The organism is Streptomyces sp. NPDC008137, from assembly GCF_042957035.1.
Lineage (GTDB): Bacteria > Actinomycetota > Actinomycetes > Streptomycetales > Streptomycetaceae > Streptomyces.
Genome location: NZ_JBIBHN010000010.1, coordinates 47,943 through 63,653, shown reverse-complemented (window position 1 = coordinate 63,653; position 15,711 = coordinate 47,943). Strand labels below are relative to the sequence as shown.

General features: G+C 73.4%; 7 protein-coding genes. 5 read left to right on the top strand and 2 right to left on the bottom strand.

The annotated features are described in order from the left end of the window. Positions 1 to 40 precede the first annotated feature (40 nt). On the top strand, positions 41 to 799 hold the full coding sequence (locus tag ACFZBT_RS18730; protein WP_391104613.1) for an SDR family NAD(P)-dependent oxidoreductase: 759 nt from the start codon (positions 41 to 43) through the stop codon (positions 797 to 799). A 266-nt stretch (positions 800 to 1,065) separates the two neighbouring features. Here the strand turns inward: ACFZBT_RS18730 and ACFZBT_RS18725 are convergent, their stop codons facing one another. Together ACFZBT_RS18725 and ACFZBT_RS18720 are read right to left on the bottom strand one after the other, a co-directional pair. Beyond that, positions 1,066 to 2,052 carry an aldo/keto reductase gene (locus ACFZBT_RS18725; protein ID WP_391104610.1) on the bottom strand — a complete coding sequence of 329 codons (987 nt, stop codon included), beginning with the start codon at positions 2,050 to 2,052 and terminating at the stop codon, positions 1,066 to 1,068. Positions 2,053 to 2,120: 68 nt separating this feature from the next. Beyond that, entirely contained in the window at positions 2,121 to 2,447 is a 327-nt protein-coding gene (locus tag ACFZBT_RS18720) for a nuclear transport factor 2 family protein (RefSeq protein WP_391104607.1), read from the bottom strand. 158 nt (positions 2,448 to 2,605) lie between these two features. Here ACFZBT_RS18720 and ACFZBT_RS18715 point away from each other — a divergent pair, with 158 nt between their 5' ends. From ACFZBT_RS18715 to ACFZBT_RS18700, 4 genes are all read left to right on the top strand, one after another. Further along, a complete protein-coding gene (locus tag ACFZBT_RS18715) occupies positions 2,606 to 3,163 on the top strand; it encodes a DoxX family membrane protein (protein ID WP_391104605.1) in 558 nt (185 codons plus the stop codon). 49 nt (positions 3,164 to 3,212) lie between these two features. Further along, positions 3,213 to 3,584: a MazG nucleotide pyrophosphohydrolase domain-containing protein gene (locus tag ACFZBT_RS18710; protein ID WP_391104603.1), complete on the top strand. Its 372-nt coding sequence runs from the start codon at positions 3,213 to 3,215 to the stop codon at positions 3,582 to 3,584. 114 nt (positions 3,585 to 3,698) lie between these two features. Then, positions 3,699 to 5,045 (top strand): MFS transporter, encoded by a 1,347-nt coding sequence (locus ACFZBT_RS18705; protein WP_391104600.1) that lies wholly within the window; start codon positions 3,699 to 3,701, stop codon positions 5,043 to 5,045. Next, the gene (locus ACFZBT_RS18700; protein WP_391104598.1) at positions 5,005 to 15,702 is read left to right on the top strand and encodes an amino acid adenylation domain-containing protein; all 10,698 of its coding nucleotides are present in this window, start codon (positions 5,005 to 5,007) and stop codon (positions 15,700 to 15,702) included. The genes ACFZBT_RS18705 and ACFZBT_RS18700 overlap by 41 nt, the downstream gene beginning before the upstream one ends. Positions 15,703 to 15,711: the final 9 nt, after the last annotated feature.

Genomic DNA, 15,711 nt, shown 5'->3' with positions numbered 1-15,711 from the left:
TGAGTTCCGGATGGCGGGGCCTCCCGTACGCTGCGGGCCCATGAATGCCAAGGAAAATGCGGTCGCGGTGGTGACCGGGGCGGGTTCCGGCATCGGCCGGGCGGTCGCCGTGGAACTGCTGCGCGCGGGCTGGTCGGTGGCGCTGGCGGGCCGACGGACCGAGACACTGGAGGAGACGGCGGCCCTGGCGCCCGAGGGCGCGGCTCTCGCCGTACGGACGGACGTCTCACGCCCCGAGGACGTGTCCGCCCTCTTCGAGGCCACCGCCGGGCGTTACGGGCGGGTCGACCTGCTGTTCAACAACGCGGGCACGTTCGGGCCCGGCGGTGTGCCGGTCGAGGAGCTGCCCTACGACGCGTGGCGGCATGTGGTGGACACCAACCTCAACGGGGCGTTCCTGTGCGCGCAGGCGGCGTACCGGCAGATGAAGGAGCAGGACCCGCGGGGCGGGCGGATCATCAACAACGGCTCGATCTCCGCGCACACGCCCCGGCCGCACTCGGTTGCCTACACGGCGACGAAGCACGCGCTGACCGGTCTGACCAAGGCGCTGTCGCTGGACGGGCGGCCGTACGGGATCGCGGTGGGGCAGATCGACATCGGCAACGCGGCGACCGACATGACGTCCCGTATGCAGACGGGAGCGCTGCAGGCGAACGGTGAGGTGGCCCCGGAGCCGGTGATGGACGTCGCCGATGTGGCCCGCACGGTGCGGCACATGGCGGAGCTGCCGCTGGAGGCGAACGTGCAGTTCGCGGCCGTACTCGCCACGGCGATGCCGTACATCGGGCGCGGCTGAACGCCGGCCCCACGGTCGTCAACGCATCAACCTACACAAATGGAATTCCAACGTCCGCCCTATTGCGGCCGGTCGGGCGCTTATGCTCAACTCTCCTACACCAAAGCTTCACACTTGGAGCAGAGAGCTTCCGTAGGTCGGACCCATCGACCACATCCAGGGGGGAGGCGGCAGTCGTTCCACGGCACCGGGTGGGGGTGGACCCCGCGTGGGACCGCGGGGTACGCACCGGTACGTGGAACGACTGCCGCACAGCTCGACGGCGGCTACCGGCCGAGCAACCGGTCGATCTCGGCCAGTTGCCCGCCGGTCAGCGCTCCCCTCGCCATCGCGCCCGCGTTCTCCTCCGCCTGCTCGACCGAGCGGAAGCCCGGGATGGGGACGGTGGCGGGACTGCGGGCCCACAGCCAGGCCAGGGCGCCCTGGGCGAGCGTCCGGCCCCCGCTGGTGAGGATGGAGCGGACGGCCTCGACGCGGGCGAGCCACTCCGGGTCGGCACCCGATCCGTCACCGAACCCCTGGAGCCAGGCCGGCGGCCTGCTGCGGATGTCGCCGCTCTCCGGCGGCTGATGGGCCCGGCGCTTCCCGGCGAGCAGCCCCATGGCGAGCGGGCTGCGGTTGATGCTGGCCAGCCCCGCCTCCTCGCACAGCCGGAGCATCTCGGGCGCGTCCTGAAGGACGTTGAGGGCGTGCTGCACGGCGGCGCAGTGCGGGCCCTCGGCGAACACGGCGGCGCGGGCCGGGTCGTCGGTGCTCCAGGCATAGGCGCGGATCAGCCCTTCGCGCACCAGGTCCTCGCAGGTGTCGCGGAGCCGGGCGGCCCGCTCGGGTCCGGCGTCCCCGATGTGGAACTGGTACAGGTCCACATAGTCGGTGTCGAGGCGGCGCAGGGACGCGGCCAGCGCGCGGCGCAGATGGGCCGGGGAGTCGTCGCTGCCGTCGGCGGTCCGCGTCCGCTCGTCGAAGAGGTAGCCCCACTTGGTGGCGACGACCACGTCGGCCCTGCGCTTGCCGAGGGCCCGGCCCAACACGCGTTCGCTGTGCCCGGTGCCGTAGTTGTCGGACGTGTCGAAGAAGGTGACACCAAGGTCGAGGGCGCGTCGCACCGCCCGTACCGACTCCTCGTCGTCGACCTTGCCCCAGCCGAACGGCTGCCCGTCGGGCCCCTGCCACTCCCCGCCGATCGCCCAGCAGCCGAAGCCCAGGGCGCTCACCTCGATGCCGCTGCGTCCCAGTGTGCGTGTGGTGTCCATGCCCGGGGACGCTATGAGTTGGAGCCCACGCGAAGGCAAGGCTCCGGGCGAGGAAACCTCGGGGTCCTTCAGGCCTGCCCGGTCTCGAAGCGGGAGATCCTGCCGTCCTCGTCGACCGTGAAGCTCCACCGGGTGCGCATCTCGCCCCAGGTGTCGTTGTTGTAGTGGGCGACGAGGGAACGGCCGTCGTTGGACTCGCTGTCGACCCGCATATGGCCGTGGGAGAGGAAGATCTCCCGGTCCACCCAGTCGGCGAGGTCGCGGTCGGAGCCGTCGTCCGCCATGGTCGCGCCCGGCGCGAGGAGCTCCATGAAGCTCTCGCGGTCGTGGTTGTTCACGGCGGTCACGAAGGCGCGGACGGCCGGGTCGCTGAGGCGCGTGGTCTGAATCGTCATGCCAGTCAGCCTCGTGCCGCTCGGCGGCCCCCGCCACCCGTGCCACCCGAACGGCGTCCCGGGCGGCTCCGCCGGGTGTCGCGGGAGCCCAGGGGTGCGACGGTGGGAGCGCGACGAGGGAGTACTCATCCGCTGTGCTGTCCGCTCCGGGAGACGACGTGAGGCGTTACGACCGACGTGATCTGGGCCTGCTGCTGCTCCGGCTGGGGACGGGCGGTGTGCTGGCCGCCCACGGCACGCAGAAGCTGTTCGGCTGGTTCGGCGGGGGCGGCATCGAGGGCACCGGGCAGTTCATGGAGTCCGTCGGCTATGTCCCGGGCAAGGTGAGCGCGACGGCGGCCGGCCTCGCGGAGACCGGCGGCGGCACCCTGCTGGCCCTGGGCCTGGCCACTCCGGCGGCCGGTGCCGCGGCGGCCGGTGCGATGGCCGGGGCGGCCGCGGTGCACACCCCGAACGGCTTCTTCAACCAGGGCGGCGGCTACGAGTACGCGGCGACGCTGGGCCTGACGGCCACCGGCCTGGCCGTCACCGGCCCGGGACGGCTCTCCCTGGACCATCTGCTCGGGCACGCGGTGAACCGGGGCTGGATGATCCCGGCGGCGTTCGCCGCGACGGCGGCCGGTACCGCGCTGGTCGTGGGGGCGCGGACCAAGCGGCTGCGGAAGGCGAAGGAGGGCGAGCAGGACCCGCTGTTCGACGAGGAGTACCTGGAGTAGGAGGCGGGCGACCGGGCGTTGTCAGACCGTCGTGGCAGGCTGCCGCCCCATGAACGATCAGACACCGCCCGGACCGGATCTGTGGGCCGCCGTCGACACCCTGTGGGAGTGGCTCGACACCCAACGCGCCGTCGAAGGCCGCGAGGGCGTGCTCCTGAGCGTCCTGAAGCTGTCCGAGGAGGTCGGGGAGGTCGCCGAGGCGGTGATCGGCGCGACCGGCCAGAACCCGCGCAAGGGCGTGACCCACGACTGGGACGACGTCCAGGCGGAACTGTGCGATGTGGTGATCACGGCCCTGGTGGCCCTGCGGAACCTGACGCCGGACGCGCGCGAGGTGTTCGCCCGGCATCTGGAGCGGGTGCGGGAGCGGTCGCTGGCCTCGCCGGACCGGCCTCCTCGGTCTCCGTCCGCCCCGCGCTGATCACCCGATACTCCACAACACCCCGCCCCCGCCGCCTCGTCGGGCTACGCTGCGAATGAATATGCCGAGCGGCCGAAACCTGGCCCTGCCGGGTTGAGGAGTTTGGTGACGGGGGTGGACTCAAGATTCCGGTCCCTGGTGGTCGCGCACGCCGTGTCGGCCTACGGGACCTACCTGAATCTGATCGCGCTCAGCCTGTTCTCGTACGAGGTCACCGGCAGCGCCCTGGGCGTGGGCGCGGTGATGGCGGTGCGGCTGCTGTCCGGTGTCATGGCCGGTCTCACCGCCGGGGCCGTGACCGCGAGGCTCACGCGCCGGACCGTCATGGTGGCGACGGACCTCGCCCAGACCCTCGCCATGGTGGTGCTAGCACTCTGGGCGTCGCGCACGCCGCTGTGGGCGCTGCTCGGGGCGGTGGTCGTGCTGGGCGCGGGGAACACCTTCTTCAGCGTCGCCCTGCGCAGCGCGGTTCCGGTCATGGTCGGGCAGGACGACCGGGCCCGGGCGAACGGCGTGCTGGTCACGGCCCGGTCCGTCGCCACGGTGCTGGGCTTCGCCTCTGCCGCGCCGGTCATCTCGCTCGGCGGTTTCGGCGTCGCGTTCGGGGTCAACGCCGCGAGCTTCGCGGTGTCCGCCGCGGCGGTGCTGCTGCTCCGGCCGCGCACGGACAGTGGCGGCGCGGGCGACACCGGCGGCGACGCGTGCCTCGCGGAGGACGGCGAGGACGGATTCTCGCCAGGGCGTGGCGGCCGGCTGCGGCGCCGCGTCGCGGGCCTCGCGGGCCCGTTGCTCGCCCTGATCGCGCTGCGGGGGCTCGACGCGCTGGCGTCCGCGTCGCACAACGTCGCCCTGCCGCTGGCGGCACACGCGGCCGAGCCGTCCGATCCGGCGGTGTTCATGGCCCGGTTCTGGGCGGCGTGGGCGGTGGGCACCCTGCTCGCCCACCAGGTCCTCAAACGCCGGTCGCACGGGACGTCCTGGGGCGAGCGCGCGTTCGCCGTCGGCACCTGCGCGATGTCGCTGTGTTTCGTGGCCGCGTTCACCGGACCGCCCGCCCCGGCCCTGATCGCGGCGGCCGTGGCGGCCGGGTTCGCGGACGGCTGGACCGAGATCGTCTACACCTCGCGCCTCCAGGCGGCCCCCGACCGGCAGCGCGGCCGGCTGTTCGGACTGTCCGCCACCGCCGAGCAGTCCGGGTTCGCCCTGGGCACGATCGCCGCGGCGGCCGCGCTCGAGGCCCTGCCCGCGCTCGCCGTCGTGGGGGTCTTCCACGGGGCGGCGGCGTGCGGGGCGCTGCTTCTGCTGCTGCTCACCGTCCGGCGGCGTGACGCGCGTAGAGGCCGGGACCACTCAGACCGTTCGTCCACCGACGGGGAATCGGACCGTTCGTCCACCAGCGGGGAAAAGGGAGAGCACACGCATGGAACGTCTACGGGGGCACGCCCTCTGCCAGGGCCCTGAGCCCGAGCGCACCGAGGCCGATCCGGTCGACGCCGTGCGGGCGCTGCTGAGCGCCGCCCGGTCCGCTTCCGGAGGAGCCGTCGTCACCGTCGCCGCCGACGGCACCACGGCCTCGCGGTCGTATCCCGAACTGCTGGACGCGGCCCGCCGTATGCTCGCCGGGCTACGGGCCCACGGGGTGCGGCGCGGCGACACGGTGGTGCTGTGCGGGCTGCCGCTCGCCGAGTTCTTCCCCGCCTTCTGGGCCTGTGTGCTCGGCGGTGCCCTGCCGGTGGCCATCGCCGAGCATCCCGCGCCGGGCTCCCCGGCCTTCGAACGGCTGCGGGAGGCCTGCGCGTTACTCGACCGCCCCCTGGTCCTGACCGACGCGCCGGGCGCCGCCGCGCTCGCCCACGCCACGCCCGCACCGAGCGTCGCCCTCGCCCGGGACTGCCTGAACGCGCCGGCCGGGGACGCCGACGACGACCACGTCCTGCCGGACCCGTCCGACACCGCCCTGCTGATGCTGTCCTCGGGCAGCACCGGCGTCCCGAAGGCGGCGCGGCTGACGCACGCCGGGCTCGCCGACTTCGCGGCGAGCAGCCGGCGCATCCTGGACGTGCGCCCGGACGACACCATGGTGAACTGGCTGCCGGTCGACCACAGCGGCGCCTTCCTGCTCTACCACCTGCTCGCGGTCTTCACCGGCTGCACCAACGTCCACGCGCCCACCGAGCATGTGCTCACCGACCCGCTGCGCTGGCTCGACCTCCTCCACGAACACCGGGCGCGGCACAGCTGGGCGCCCACCTTCGCCTACCGGCTCGTCGCGGACGCGCTCGCCGAAGCCGACGCGCTGGCCGAGCGGCCCGACGGCCACTGGGACCTGAGCGGCCTCAAGTCTCTGCTGTGCGGGGGCGAGCGGGTCGTGCTGCCGGTGCTGCGCCGCTTCCTCGACGCGACGGCCCCGTACGGGGTGCGCGAGGAGCACATCGCCCCGGTGTGGGGCATGGCCGAGACGGTCACGGCCGTCACCTACGGCCGCCTCGACCGGCCCGGGACCGTGCACCGCCTGCTCAAGAGCAGCCTGGGCGGGAACCTGGTCCCGGCCGGTGCCGACGCCCCGGACGCCGACTGCGTCACCTTCGTCGCGTCCGGCTCGCCCGCGCACGGCGTCACCCTGCGCGTCGTCGACGACCACGGCGACCTCGCCCCGCCGGGCCGGATCGGCCGGCTCCAGGTCCACTCCCCCGCGCGGCTCACCCCCGGCTACGTCGACAACCCCGAGGCGGACGCCGCGGCCTACCCCGCCGGGCGGGACTGGCTGGACACGGGCGATCTGGCCTTCCTCGACTCCGGACAGGTCGTCATCACGGGCCGGCGCAAGGACCTGATCATCCTCAACGGCCACAACGTGTACTGCCACGAGGTGGAGGAGACCGCCGCCGCCGTCGACGGCGTCCGGCAGGGCGAGATCGCCGCGTGCGGCATCCCGCATCCGGAGCGCGGCACAGAGGAACTCGCGGTGTTCTTCGTCAGCCGCGGCGCCCCCGAGGACACCCGGATCGCCACGGAGCTGAAGGCGGCGCTGTTCACCCGCCTGAGGCTCACCGCCGCGTACGTCCTGCCCGTGCCGGCCGACGAGTTCCCGCGCACACCGGCGGGCAAGGTGCGCCGTGCGGAACTCCAGAACAGGTTGATCGACGGCGGCTTCGGCACCACGGCCCCGGACGCGGACGCGGACACCGTGACCCGGGCTGTCAGGGAGGAACTGGCCGCCGTGCTGGGCGGCCCCGCCGACGCGGACGTGCCGTTCTACGAACTCGGCCTGACCTCCGTACTGCTGGTGCGCCTGCGGAACCGGCTGGCGGAACGTCTCGGCACGCCGATCGCGCAGACCGCGTTCTTCGAGCATCCGACGGTCACGGCGCTCGCGGCGCATCTCGCGAGTGGGCCGGCGACGGCGGTCGCGCCGGAAACGGAGACCTACGACGGCACGCCCCCCTCCCCCGAGCGACGGGTCGCCGTCATCGGAGTGGCGCTGCGCTTCCCCGGCGCGCACTCGGCGGAGGGGTTCTGGGCCAATCTGCGGGACGGCGTGGACAGCGTCCGGGTGTTCGGCGATCCGCAGCTCATGACCTCCGGCCATGCCCCCACGGCCTTCGGCCACGTGCCCGTCGCCGGAGTCCTCGACGGTGTCGAGGAGTTCGACACGGACTTCTTCGGACTGAGCCCCAAGGAGGCCGGGCTCACGCATCCCGCGCACCGGCTGTTCCTGGAGTGCTGCCACCAGGCGCTGGAGGACGGCGGCCACGCGGCGACCGCGCCGGGCGTCAGGGTCGGGGTGTTCGCCGGGTCGGGCATGAACCTCTACGACCACCAGCAGCCGTCCGCCACCGGCTCGCCGTACGACCCGGCCGGCCCCGCCGATCCGGCTGCCGACATGCAGCGGGCCATCGGGCAGGAGCCCGACTTCCTCGCCACCCGGGTCGCCTACCGGCTCGGTCTCACCGGCCCGGCGATCGGTGTGCAGACGGCCTGTTCCACGTCGCTGGTCGCGGTGCACCTGGCGGTCCAGGCGCTGCTGACCGGCGACACGGACCTGGCGCTGGCCGGCGCGGCGGCCGTGCACCTGCCCCAGGAGTCCGGCTATCGCAGCCACCCCGGGTCGATCCTGTCCCCCACCGGACGGTGCCGTGCCTTCGACGCGGAGGCCGACGGCACGGTCGGGGGCAACGGCGTGGCCGCCGTCCTGCTCAAGCGCCTCGACCGGGCGCTGGCCGACGGCGACACCGTGCACGCGGTGATCCTGGGCTCCGCGGTCAACAACGACGGAGCCGCCAAGGTCGGCTTCAGCGCACCCGGGGTCGAGGGGCAGGCCGACGTCGTACGGCAGGCTCTGCGCAGGGCCGGCGTACCCGCGGAGACGATCTCGTACGTGGAGGCGCACGGCACGGGAACGCGGCTCGGCGACCCGGTGGAACTCACGGCGCTGGCAAGGGTGCTGGGCGAGAACGCGGGGCGCCCAGGCCGGGCCGGCGGCTGTGTCGTCGGCTCGGTGAAGCCGAACATCGGGCACCTCGACAGCTGTGCCGGAATGGCCGGGCTCATCAAGACGGTACTGATGTTGCGCCACCGCACCCTGGTGCCGACACCGCACCTGAACCGGCCCAACCCGGAACTCCCGCTGGCCGACAGCACGTTGACGCTGGCCACGGAGCTGCGGCCCTGGGTGGTGCCGGACGGTGTGCCCCGCCGGGCCGGGGTCAGCGCGCTCGGCGTCGGCGGCACCAACGCCCATGTGGTGCTGGAGGAGGCGCCGCCCGCTCGCCCTCGTTCCGGTGCGGAACTGCCCGTCCTGGTACCGGTGTCGGCCGGGGACACCGAGGCCCTCGCCGAGCTCACGGCCGCGCTCCTCGACCGGCTGAAGGCCCGGCCGGACCTCCCGGCCGCCGACGTGGCCGCCACCCTGGCCCTCGGCAGACCGCACCGTGCGGCACGCACCGCCGTGGTCGGCCGCACGGCCGGCGAACTCGTCCGCGCCCTGGAGGGGGACCACCTCACCGAGGCCTCCCCTCCGGGCCCGATCGCCTTCGCCTTCCCGGGCCAGGGCAGCGCCCGCCGCGGCATGGCGAGCGGCCTCCACGCCACGGGCCCGGCCGCACGGGCCACGCTCGACCGGTGCGAGAAGCTCTACGCCGGGGAGTTCGGCCGCAGCCTGCTGGAACCGCTCCTGGCCGCCCCCGGTCTCGCCGGTCCCTCCGCGGAAGACGACAGCTGGCCCACCGAGACCGCGCAGGCCGCCCTCTTCGCCCATCAGGCGGCGCTGGCGGACGCCTGGCGGGCCGCCGGTATACGCCCCGGGCTCCTGCTCGGCCACAGCGTCGGCGAGTACGCCGCCCTGTACGCGGCCGGTGCCCTGACCCTGGAGGACGGGCTGCGGCTCACCGCCTGGCGCGGGCGCCTCATGCAGGCCCGCTGTCCGGCCGGGGGCATGCTCGCCGTCCGGGCCGACCAGGCCACGGCCCGACGTGTCGCCGAGGCCGCCGGTGCGGAACTCGCCGCGGTCAACGGCCCCCGCGCCCAGGTGCTGTCGGGCCCGCCGGGGGCCGTGAAGGAGGCGGCACGGCTGTTCGACCTGGACGGCCTTCGGTGGCGTGCGCTGCCGGTCGACCGGGCGTTCCACTCCGCGGAGATCGACAGCGCGCTGGACGAGTTCCGGATCCGGGCGCGCGAGGTGACGTACCGGCCGCTGCACACCCCCTTGGTGACCACGGCCGACGGCGAGTGGCGCCCGGCGGGCTGGACGGTCGACGTGGACCACCTCTGCCGGCAGGCCCGGCGGCCGGTCCGCTTCGACCTCGCCATGGAGACGGCCGTCGAGCAGGGCTTCCGGGACTTCGTGGAGACCGGCGCCGGGCGGACCCTCATCGGGCTCGGCCGGCACTGCGTTCCCGACAGCCGCTGGCTGAGCGGACAGGGCGACGGGGACGGGGCCGCCGAGCAGGCCCACGGGTTCCTGACGGCGCTCGGCTCGCTGTACCGCAGGGGTGCCGACCTGGACTGGCGGGCGCTCCTCGGCGACGACGCCGGCCGGGTGCCGCTCCCCGGGCATCCGCTGCGGCGGAGCAGGGTGCCGTACCGGTCCGAGACGCCGGTGGCGGTTCCCGGGCGGCCGGAACCGCGCGCTGACGCAATCGTGGACATCATCCGGCAGTTGACGGCGGACAAGCTGGGCCGCCCGACTGCCGAGGTCACCCCCGACCGTTCCTTCTTCGAACTCGGCGCCGACTCGCTCTCCCTGATGAGCATGACGACGGAGCTGGAACAGCGGTTCGGCGTCCGGGTCCCGGTCCGGGAGGTGTTCGACTCGGCCGACACACCGCGCCGACTGGCCGAACGGGTCGCGGAGCTGCAACGGGTCGCGGGGCTGCGGGGCGACGACACGCCGGTGGTGGCGCCGGTGGTGGCGCCGGTGGTGGCGCCGGTGGTGGCGCCGGTGGTGGCGCCGGTGGTGCGGGAGCCCGTGGCCGAGGAACCCTCGGCGGCGCCCGCCACGCCCCAGGAAGGCTCGCAGGACCTCCAGGCCCTGTTCGGTCAGCAGCTACGGCTGGCGGAGCAACTGGTGGGCCAGGTCGGCGAGATGATCTCCCGCCAGCTGGACGTACTCGCGACGGCGCCCAGCGCCACGACGACACCGCTCACTCCGGAACCGGTGCCGACGCGCCTCGTTCCCGAGCCCACGCCCTCCGGAGCCGTCGACTTCAGCCTCTACTTCTTCGGCGACTACCCCGAGCACACCGACCACGACAAATACGGCCTGATCATGGCCGCCGCCGACTTCGCCGACCAGCACGGTTTCCACGCCCTGTGGTTCCCCGAACGGCACTTCAACTCCTTCGGCGCGCTCTTCCCCAACCCCTCCGTGCTGGCCGCGGCCCTCGCCGCCCGGACCAGCCGGGTCCGGCTGAACGCCGGATCCGTGGTACTGCCGCTGCACCATCCCGCCCGGGTCGCCGAGGAGTGGTCGGTCGTCGACAACATCTCCGGCGGCCGGACGGGCCTGTGTTTCGCGAGCGGCTGGCACGCCACCGACTTCGCGCTCGCCCCGCAGCACTTCGGCCGGCACCGCGAGGTGATGTACGAGCACCTGACGGCCGTACGGGACCTGTGGTCGGGGCAGGCGCTGAAGACGACGGCGGGCGACGGCACCCAGGTGGAGATCCGCCTGCATCCCCGCCCCGTCCAGGAACGGCCGCCGATGTACGTGGCCGTCGTCGGCAACCCGGACAGCTACCGCCGGGCGGCCGCCGAGGACCTCGGCGTGGTCACCAATCTGATGACGCAGACAGTGGAGCAACTGGCCGAGAACATCGCCCTGTACCGGCGCTGCCGAGCCGAGCACGGTCTGGACCCGGCGGCGGGACGGGTCGTGGTGCTCGTGCACACGTACCTGGAGGACGACGCGGAGCGGGCGCGGGCCGAGGCGTACCGGCCGTTCCTGTCGTATCTGCGGTCTTCCCTCTCCCTCTTCGACCAGGTCACCAACAGTCTCGGCTTCGAGGTGGACCTGGAGAACACCCTTGAGGAGGACGTGGAGTTCCTCCTCGGGCGCGCCTACGAGCGCTACTGCGACGACCGCGCGCTGATCGGCGACGAGCACACGGCGGCGGAGACCGTGGGGCGGCTGCTGGCGGCCGGGGCGGACGAGATCGCCTGCTTCGTGGACTTCGGCGTACCGAGGGAGAAGGTGCTGGCGGCGCTGCCGGTGCTGGACCGCGTGCGGCGGACCACGCCCGAACCGGCAGCGCGGGCCCTGCCCGAGCCCCGCCGTACGCCGCCCCGCACCCCGCTCACCCCGGCCCAGCGCCGCATCTGGTTCCTGGAGCAACTGCACCCGGCCACCGCCATGTACCACGAGCCCAAGGCGATCCGGCTGGACGGCCCCCTGGACGTACCGGCGCTGCGCTGGGCGCTGGAACGCGTCGCGGACCGCCACCCGGCGCTGCACACGGTCTTCGGTGCCACGGCCGGTGTCCCGTACCAGGAGATACGCGACCGGATGCCGCTCGACTGCCCGGTGGCGGACCACACGGGGTCGACGGAAGAGGAGGCGCTACGGGCGGCGCTCGCGGCGGACCACGGACTCGACCTCGTCTCGGGCCCGCTGGTCACGGCCCGCCTGCTCCGGCTGGCCCCGGAGCACCACCTGCTGTTCCTCATGGCACACCACATCGTCTTCGACTCCTCCTCCACGGCCGTACTGGCCCGCGATCTGGCCGCGTACTACCGGGCCCGGCGGGGCGGGGGATCCGTACCACCGCCTCTGTCCGAACCGCCGACGGTCGCCGAGCCGGATCCCGCGTCCCTCGACTTCTGGCGGCGGCGACTCGCCGACGCGCCGGAGCTGACACTCCCCACCGATCGTCCCCGCCCGCCGGTCAGATCGGGAGCGGGCGCGAGCCTCACGCACGCCCTGGACGCCGAACTGACCGACGGCCTGCGGGCGTTCGCGGCCCGCCATCGCGCCACGCTCTTCATGACGCTGACCGGCGCGATCGGCGCGGTCCTGGGCCGGTTCAGCGGGCAGCGGGACGTGGTGATCGGCACGGCGGTGGCGGCTCGCCCCGCCGGCGCCGAGGACCAGGTGGGCCTGTTCCTCGACACGGTGCCGCTGCGCCTGGACCTCACCGGCGACCCGGACTTCCCGGCCCTGCTGCACCGGGTCCGCGAGAGCAGCACCTCGGCGTACGAACACAGTGGCCTCCCCTTCGACGAGTTGGTGGGCGCGCTCAACCCGCGTCGCGACCCGGGCCGCAATCCGCTGTTCCAGGTGATGGTGGAGTACGAGAACGAGGGCGAGGCGGTGTTCGACCCGCCCCGTCTGACGGCCACCCTGCTCGACGTGCCGAGCGCCCGCGCCCCGTTCGACCTCAGCGTCTACCTCACCCATCACGCGGGCGGCGTCCGCTTCATGGTCGAATACGACACGGCCCTCTTCGACGAGGCCACGGTGCGCCGTTTCGTGGACTACGTAGAGCAGGTGCTGCGCCGCGCCCTGGCCGCCCCCGACGCGCCCCTGCCCGAACTGACCGCCCTCACCGCCGCCGACCGCGAGACCCTGGCCCGCTGGGAGCACCCGGCGGCCGTGGACGACCCGGCCTCCCCCGCCACCCTGCACGGCCTGTTCGAACGGCAGGCCCGCCACACCCCGGACGCCGTGGCGCTGATCAGCGGGGAACAGCGGCTCTCCTACGCGGACCTGGACGCGGCGGCCGACCGCCTCGCCCGGCAGCTCCGCACCCGGGGCGCGGCACGCGGGGAACGGGTGGCGGTGCTGCTGCCGCGCGGCCCGCACCTGATCACAGCGCTGCTCGGCGTGCTCAAGAGCGGGGCGGCGTACCTCCCCCTCGACCCGTCCCTCCCCACTCCACGTCTCTCCCTGCTGCTCGCCGACGCCACCCCCGTCCTCCTGCTCACCTCCGACGACGCCCTCACCGCACACCCGGACCTGGCGACCGGACTGCCCGTCCAGCGAGTGGAACAGGTGGACGACGCCCTCCCCACCGGCCCCGTGCCGGAGGGAGCCCGCCCGGAGGACCCGGCGTACTGCATCCACACCTCGGGCTCGACCGGCCGCCCGAAGGGCGTCGTCGTACCCCACCGGGGCCCGGCGAACCTGGTCCAGGGCCATCTGAGCCGCCACCCGGCCCTCCGCACCCTGCAATGGACGTCACCGGCGTTCGACGTCAGCGTGCAGGAGATCTTCACGACCCTGGCCTCGGGAGCCGCGCTGGTCCTCGTCGACGACGCCGTACGGCACGACCCGGCGGCGGTGGCCGAGGCGGTGCGCCGCCATGAGGTGCAGCGGATGTTCATGCCCTGCACCCCGCTGAAGTACCTGATGGAGACCACTCCCCGACTACCGTCCCTGCGCGAGCTGTTCTCGGCCGGCGAGGCACTCCAGCTCACATCCGCCTTCCGCCGCTTCCTCGCCACGCACCCGCACTGCGCGCTGCACAACCAGTACGGCCCCACGGAGACCTCGGTCATCGTCACCTCGCACCGCGTCGACCCGGACGGCGAGGAATGGCCGCCGATCGGCACCCCGGTGCCGGGAGCACGCGTCCAGCTCCTGGACGGCACGGGCCGGCAGGTCCCGGTCGGGGCGGTCGGCGAGATCCACGTGGGCGGGATCCCGGTGTCATACGGCTACCACGACCGCCCCGCCGAGACCGCCGAGGCCTTCCTCGACGACGGCACGGGCGGGGTGCTGTACCGCACGGGCGACCTGGGCCGGCTGCGCACGGACGGCACCCTGGTCTACCTGGGCCGGGCGGACGACCAGGTCAAGATCCGTGGCTACCGGGTCGAACCCGGCGAGATCCAGGCGGCGTTGACGGCACTGCCGGCCGTCCGGGACGCGGCGGTCCTCACCCGCCGCGACCGCCACGGCGACACGGAACTGGTCGCATACGTGGTCCTGGCTCAAACGGCCTCCTGCCACTCCGTACGCACCGCACTGGCAGCCGGACTCCCCGACCACCTGGTGCCCCGCCGCTGGGTGCCCCTGGACCGCCTCCCGGTGAACGCCTCGGGCAAGCTGGACCGCGCCGCCCTGCCCGAGCCGGGCGACAGCACCGACGAAGTGACTGTGGCCGCCGTGCCGGCCACGGCCCTGGAGAAGACGCTCCACGACCTGTGGCGCGAGGAGTTGGACGCGGACCCGGTCCCGGTCACCACGTCGTTCTTCGAACTCGGCGGCCACTCCCTGAGCGCGATCAGGCTGCTGAACCGTATGCGGGACGAGGCCGGCGTCGACCTCACGATGGCCGACTTCTTCCTGGATCCGACCATCCGGGGCATCGCGACCCGCAGCGAGGCGACAAGCGGCGACGAGATCCGCGGCCGTGTCGTGGACACCGCACCGATGCCGTCCACCCTGCGCCGACTGTGGCGCCGCCACCACGCGCTCACCGACCCGAGCGTCTACAACATCGCCCACCGCGTGGACCTGCGCGGCGACGTGGACCCTGGCGCCCTGCACCGGGCCCTCACGGACCTGGTGGCCCGCCATCACGCGTTGCGCGGCCGCCCGGTACGCAGGCCGGACGGCCGCTACGAGGTCGAAGTCCTGGCGGAGGTCCCGGTGCCGCTGCCGCTCACCGACCTCACGAGGGCGGCAGCGGACACGGTGGACCGCTGGTGCGACGAGCAGGTGTCCACCCCCTTCGCGATGGACCGATCCCCGCTGCACCGCTTCCGTCTGGCCAGGGTCGCCCCCGACCACTGGATCCTGGTGACGGTCTTCCACCACGCGGTCTGCGACGGCTGGTCCCTGGGCATCATCCGGCGCGACCTGGAAGAGCTGTACAACGCGCGACGGGCGGGAAGGACTCCTGAACTACCCAGCGAGGTAGAGCAGTTCACCGACTTCGCCCGATCGGAACACGCCCTGCCGGACGAACGCAGGACAGCCCTGGAACACTTCTGGCGCACGGAACTCGAAGGCGTCCCGCTGCGCCCGTCCCTCCCCTACGACCACCCGCACCCCGGCACGCTGTCCGGCCGGGGTGCCCTGCACACCTGGGTCATCGACGACGACACCCCCGCCCTCCTGGCCGACACGGCGACCCGCCTGGGCACCACCACCTACACGGTCCTGGCAGCCCTGTTCGCCAGGTGGCTGGGCGACCTGTGCGGCGAGGGGAACGACCTCGTCCTGGCAGCGTCCAGTGCGAACCGCGTCCGGCGCGACCGCTCGGAGATCGTCGGCATCCTGGGTGACGCCGTACTGCTGCGGGCCCGGCTGGGCGAGGCCGAGACCTTCGGCGACCTGGTCGCGCAACTCGGCGTCTCCCTCTTCACGGCCCTCGACCATCAGGAACTCCCCCTGACGGATGTCGTGTCCCTGGTGTCACCCGACCTGAAGGGCGCCCTGTTCCCGACGGTCCTCTTCACGGTGATCACCACGGAGCCACCGGCCCTGGACCTCCAGGGCGTGTCGACGGCCGTACACGCCCTCCCCGTCCAGGGCGTGGCCCGCAACGAGCTGTACGTCGTGATCGCCCCGGAAGGCGACCGCATCACGGTCACCTTCGAGTACTCGACGGACCTGTTCACCAGGGAGACCGTCGAGGGGTGGGCCAGGTCCTTCACCGGGTTCCTGCGGGGGTAGGCCGGGCCG

Excerpts from the sequence above, each read along its gene's own strand:
- ACFZBT_RS18730 (WP_391104613.1), top strand. The coding sequence starts at position 41 with ATGAATGCCAAGGAAAATGCGGTCGCGGTGGTGACCGGGGCGGGTTCC.
- ACFZBT_RS18700 (WP_391104598.1), top strand. The coding sequence starts at position 5,005 with ATGGAACGTCTACGGGGGCACGCCCTCTGCCAGGGCCCTGAGCCCGAG.
- ACFZBT_RS18710 (WP_391104603.1), top strand. The coding sequence starts at position 3,213 with ATGAACGATCAGACACCGCCCGGACCGGATCTGTGGGCCGCCGTCGAC.
- ACFZBT_RS18720 (WP_391104607.1), bottom strand. The coding sequence starts at position 2,447 with ATGACGATTCAGACCACGCGCCTCAGCGACCCGGCCGTCCGCGCCTTC.
- ACFZBT_RS18725 (WP_391104610.1), bottom strand. The coding sequence starts at position 2,052 with ATGGACACCACACGCACACTGGGACGCAGCGGCATCGAGGTGAGCGCC.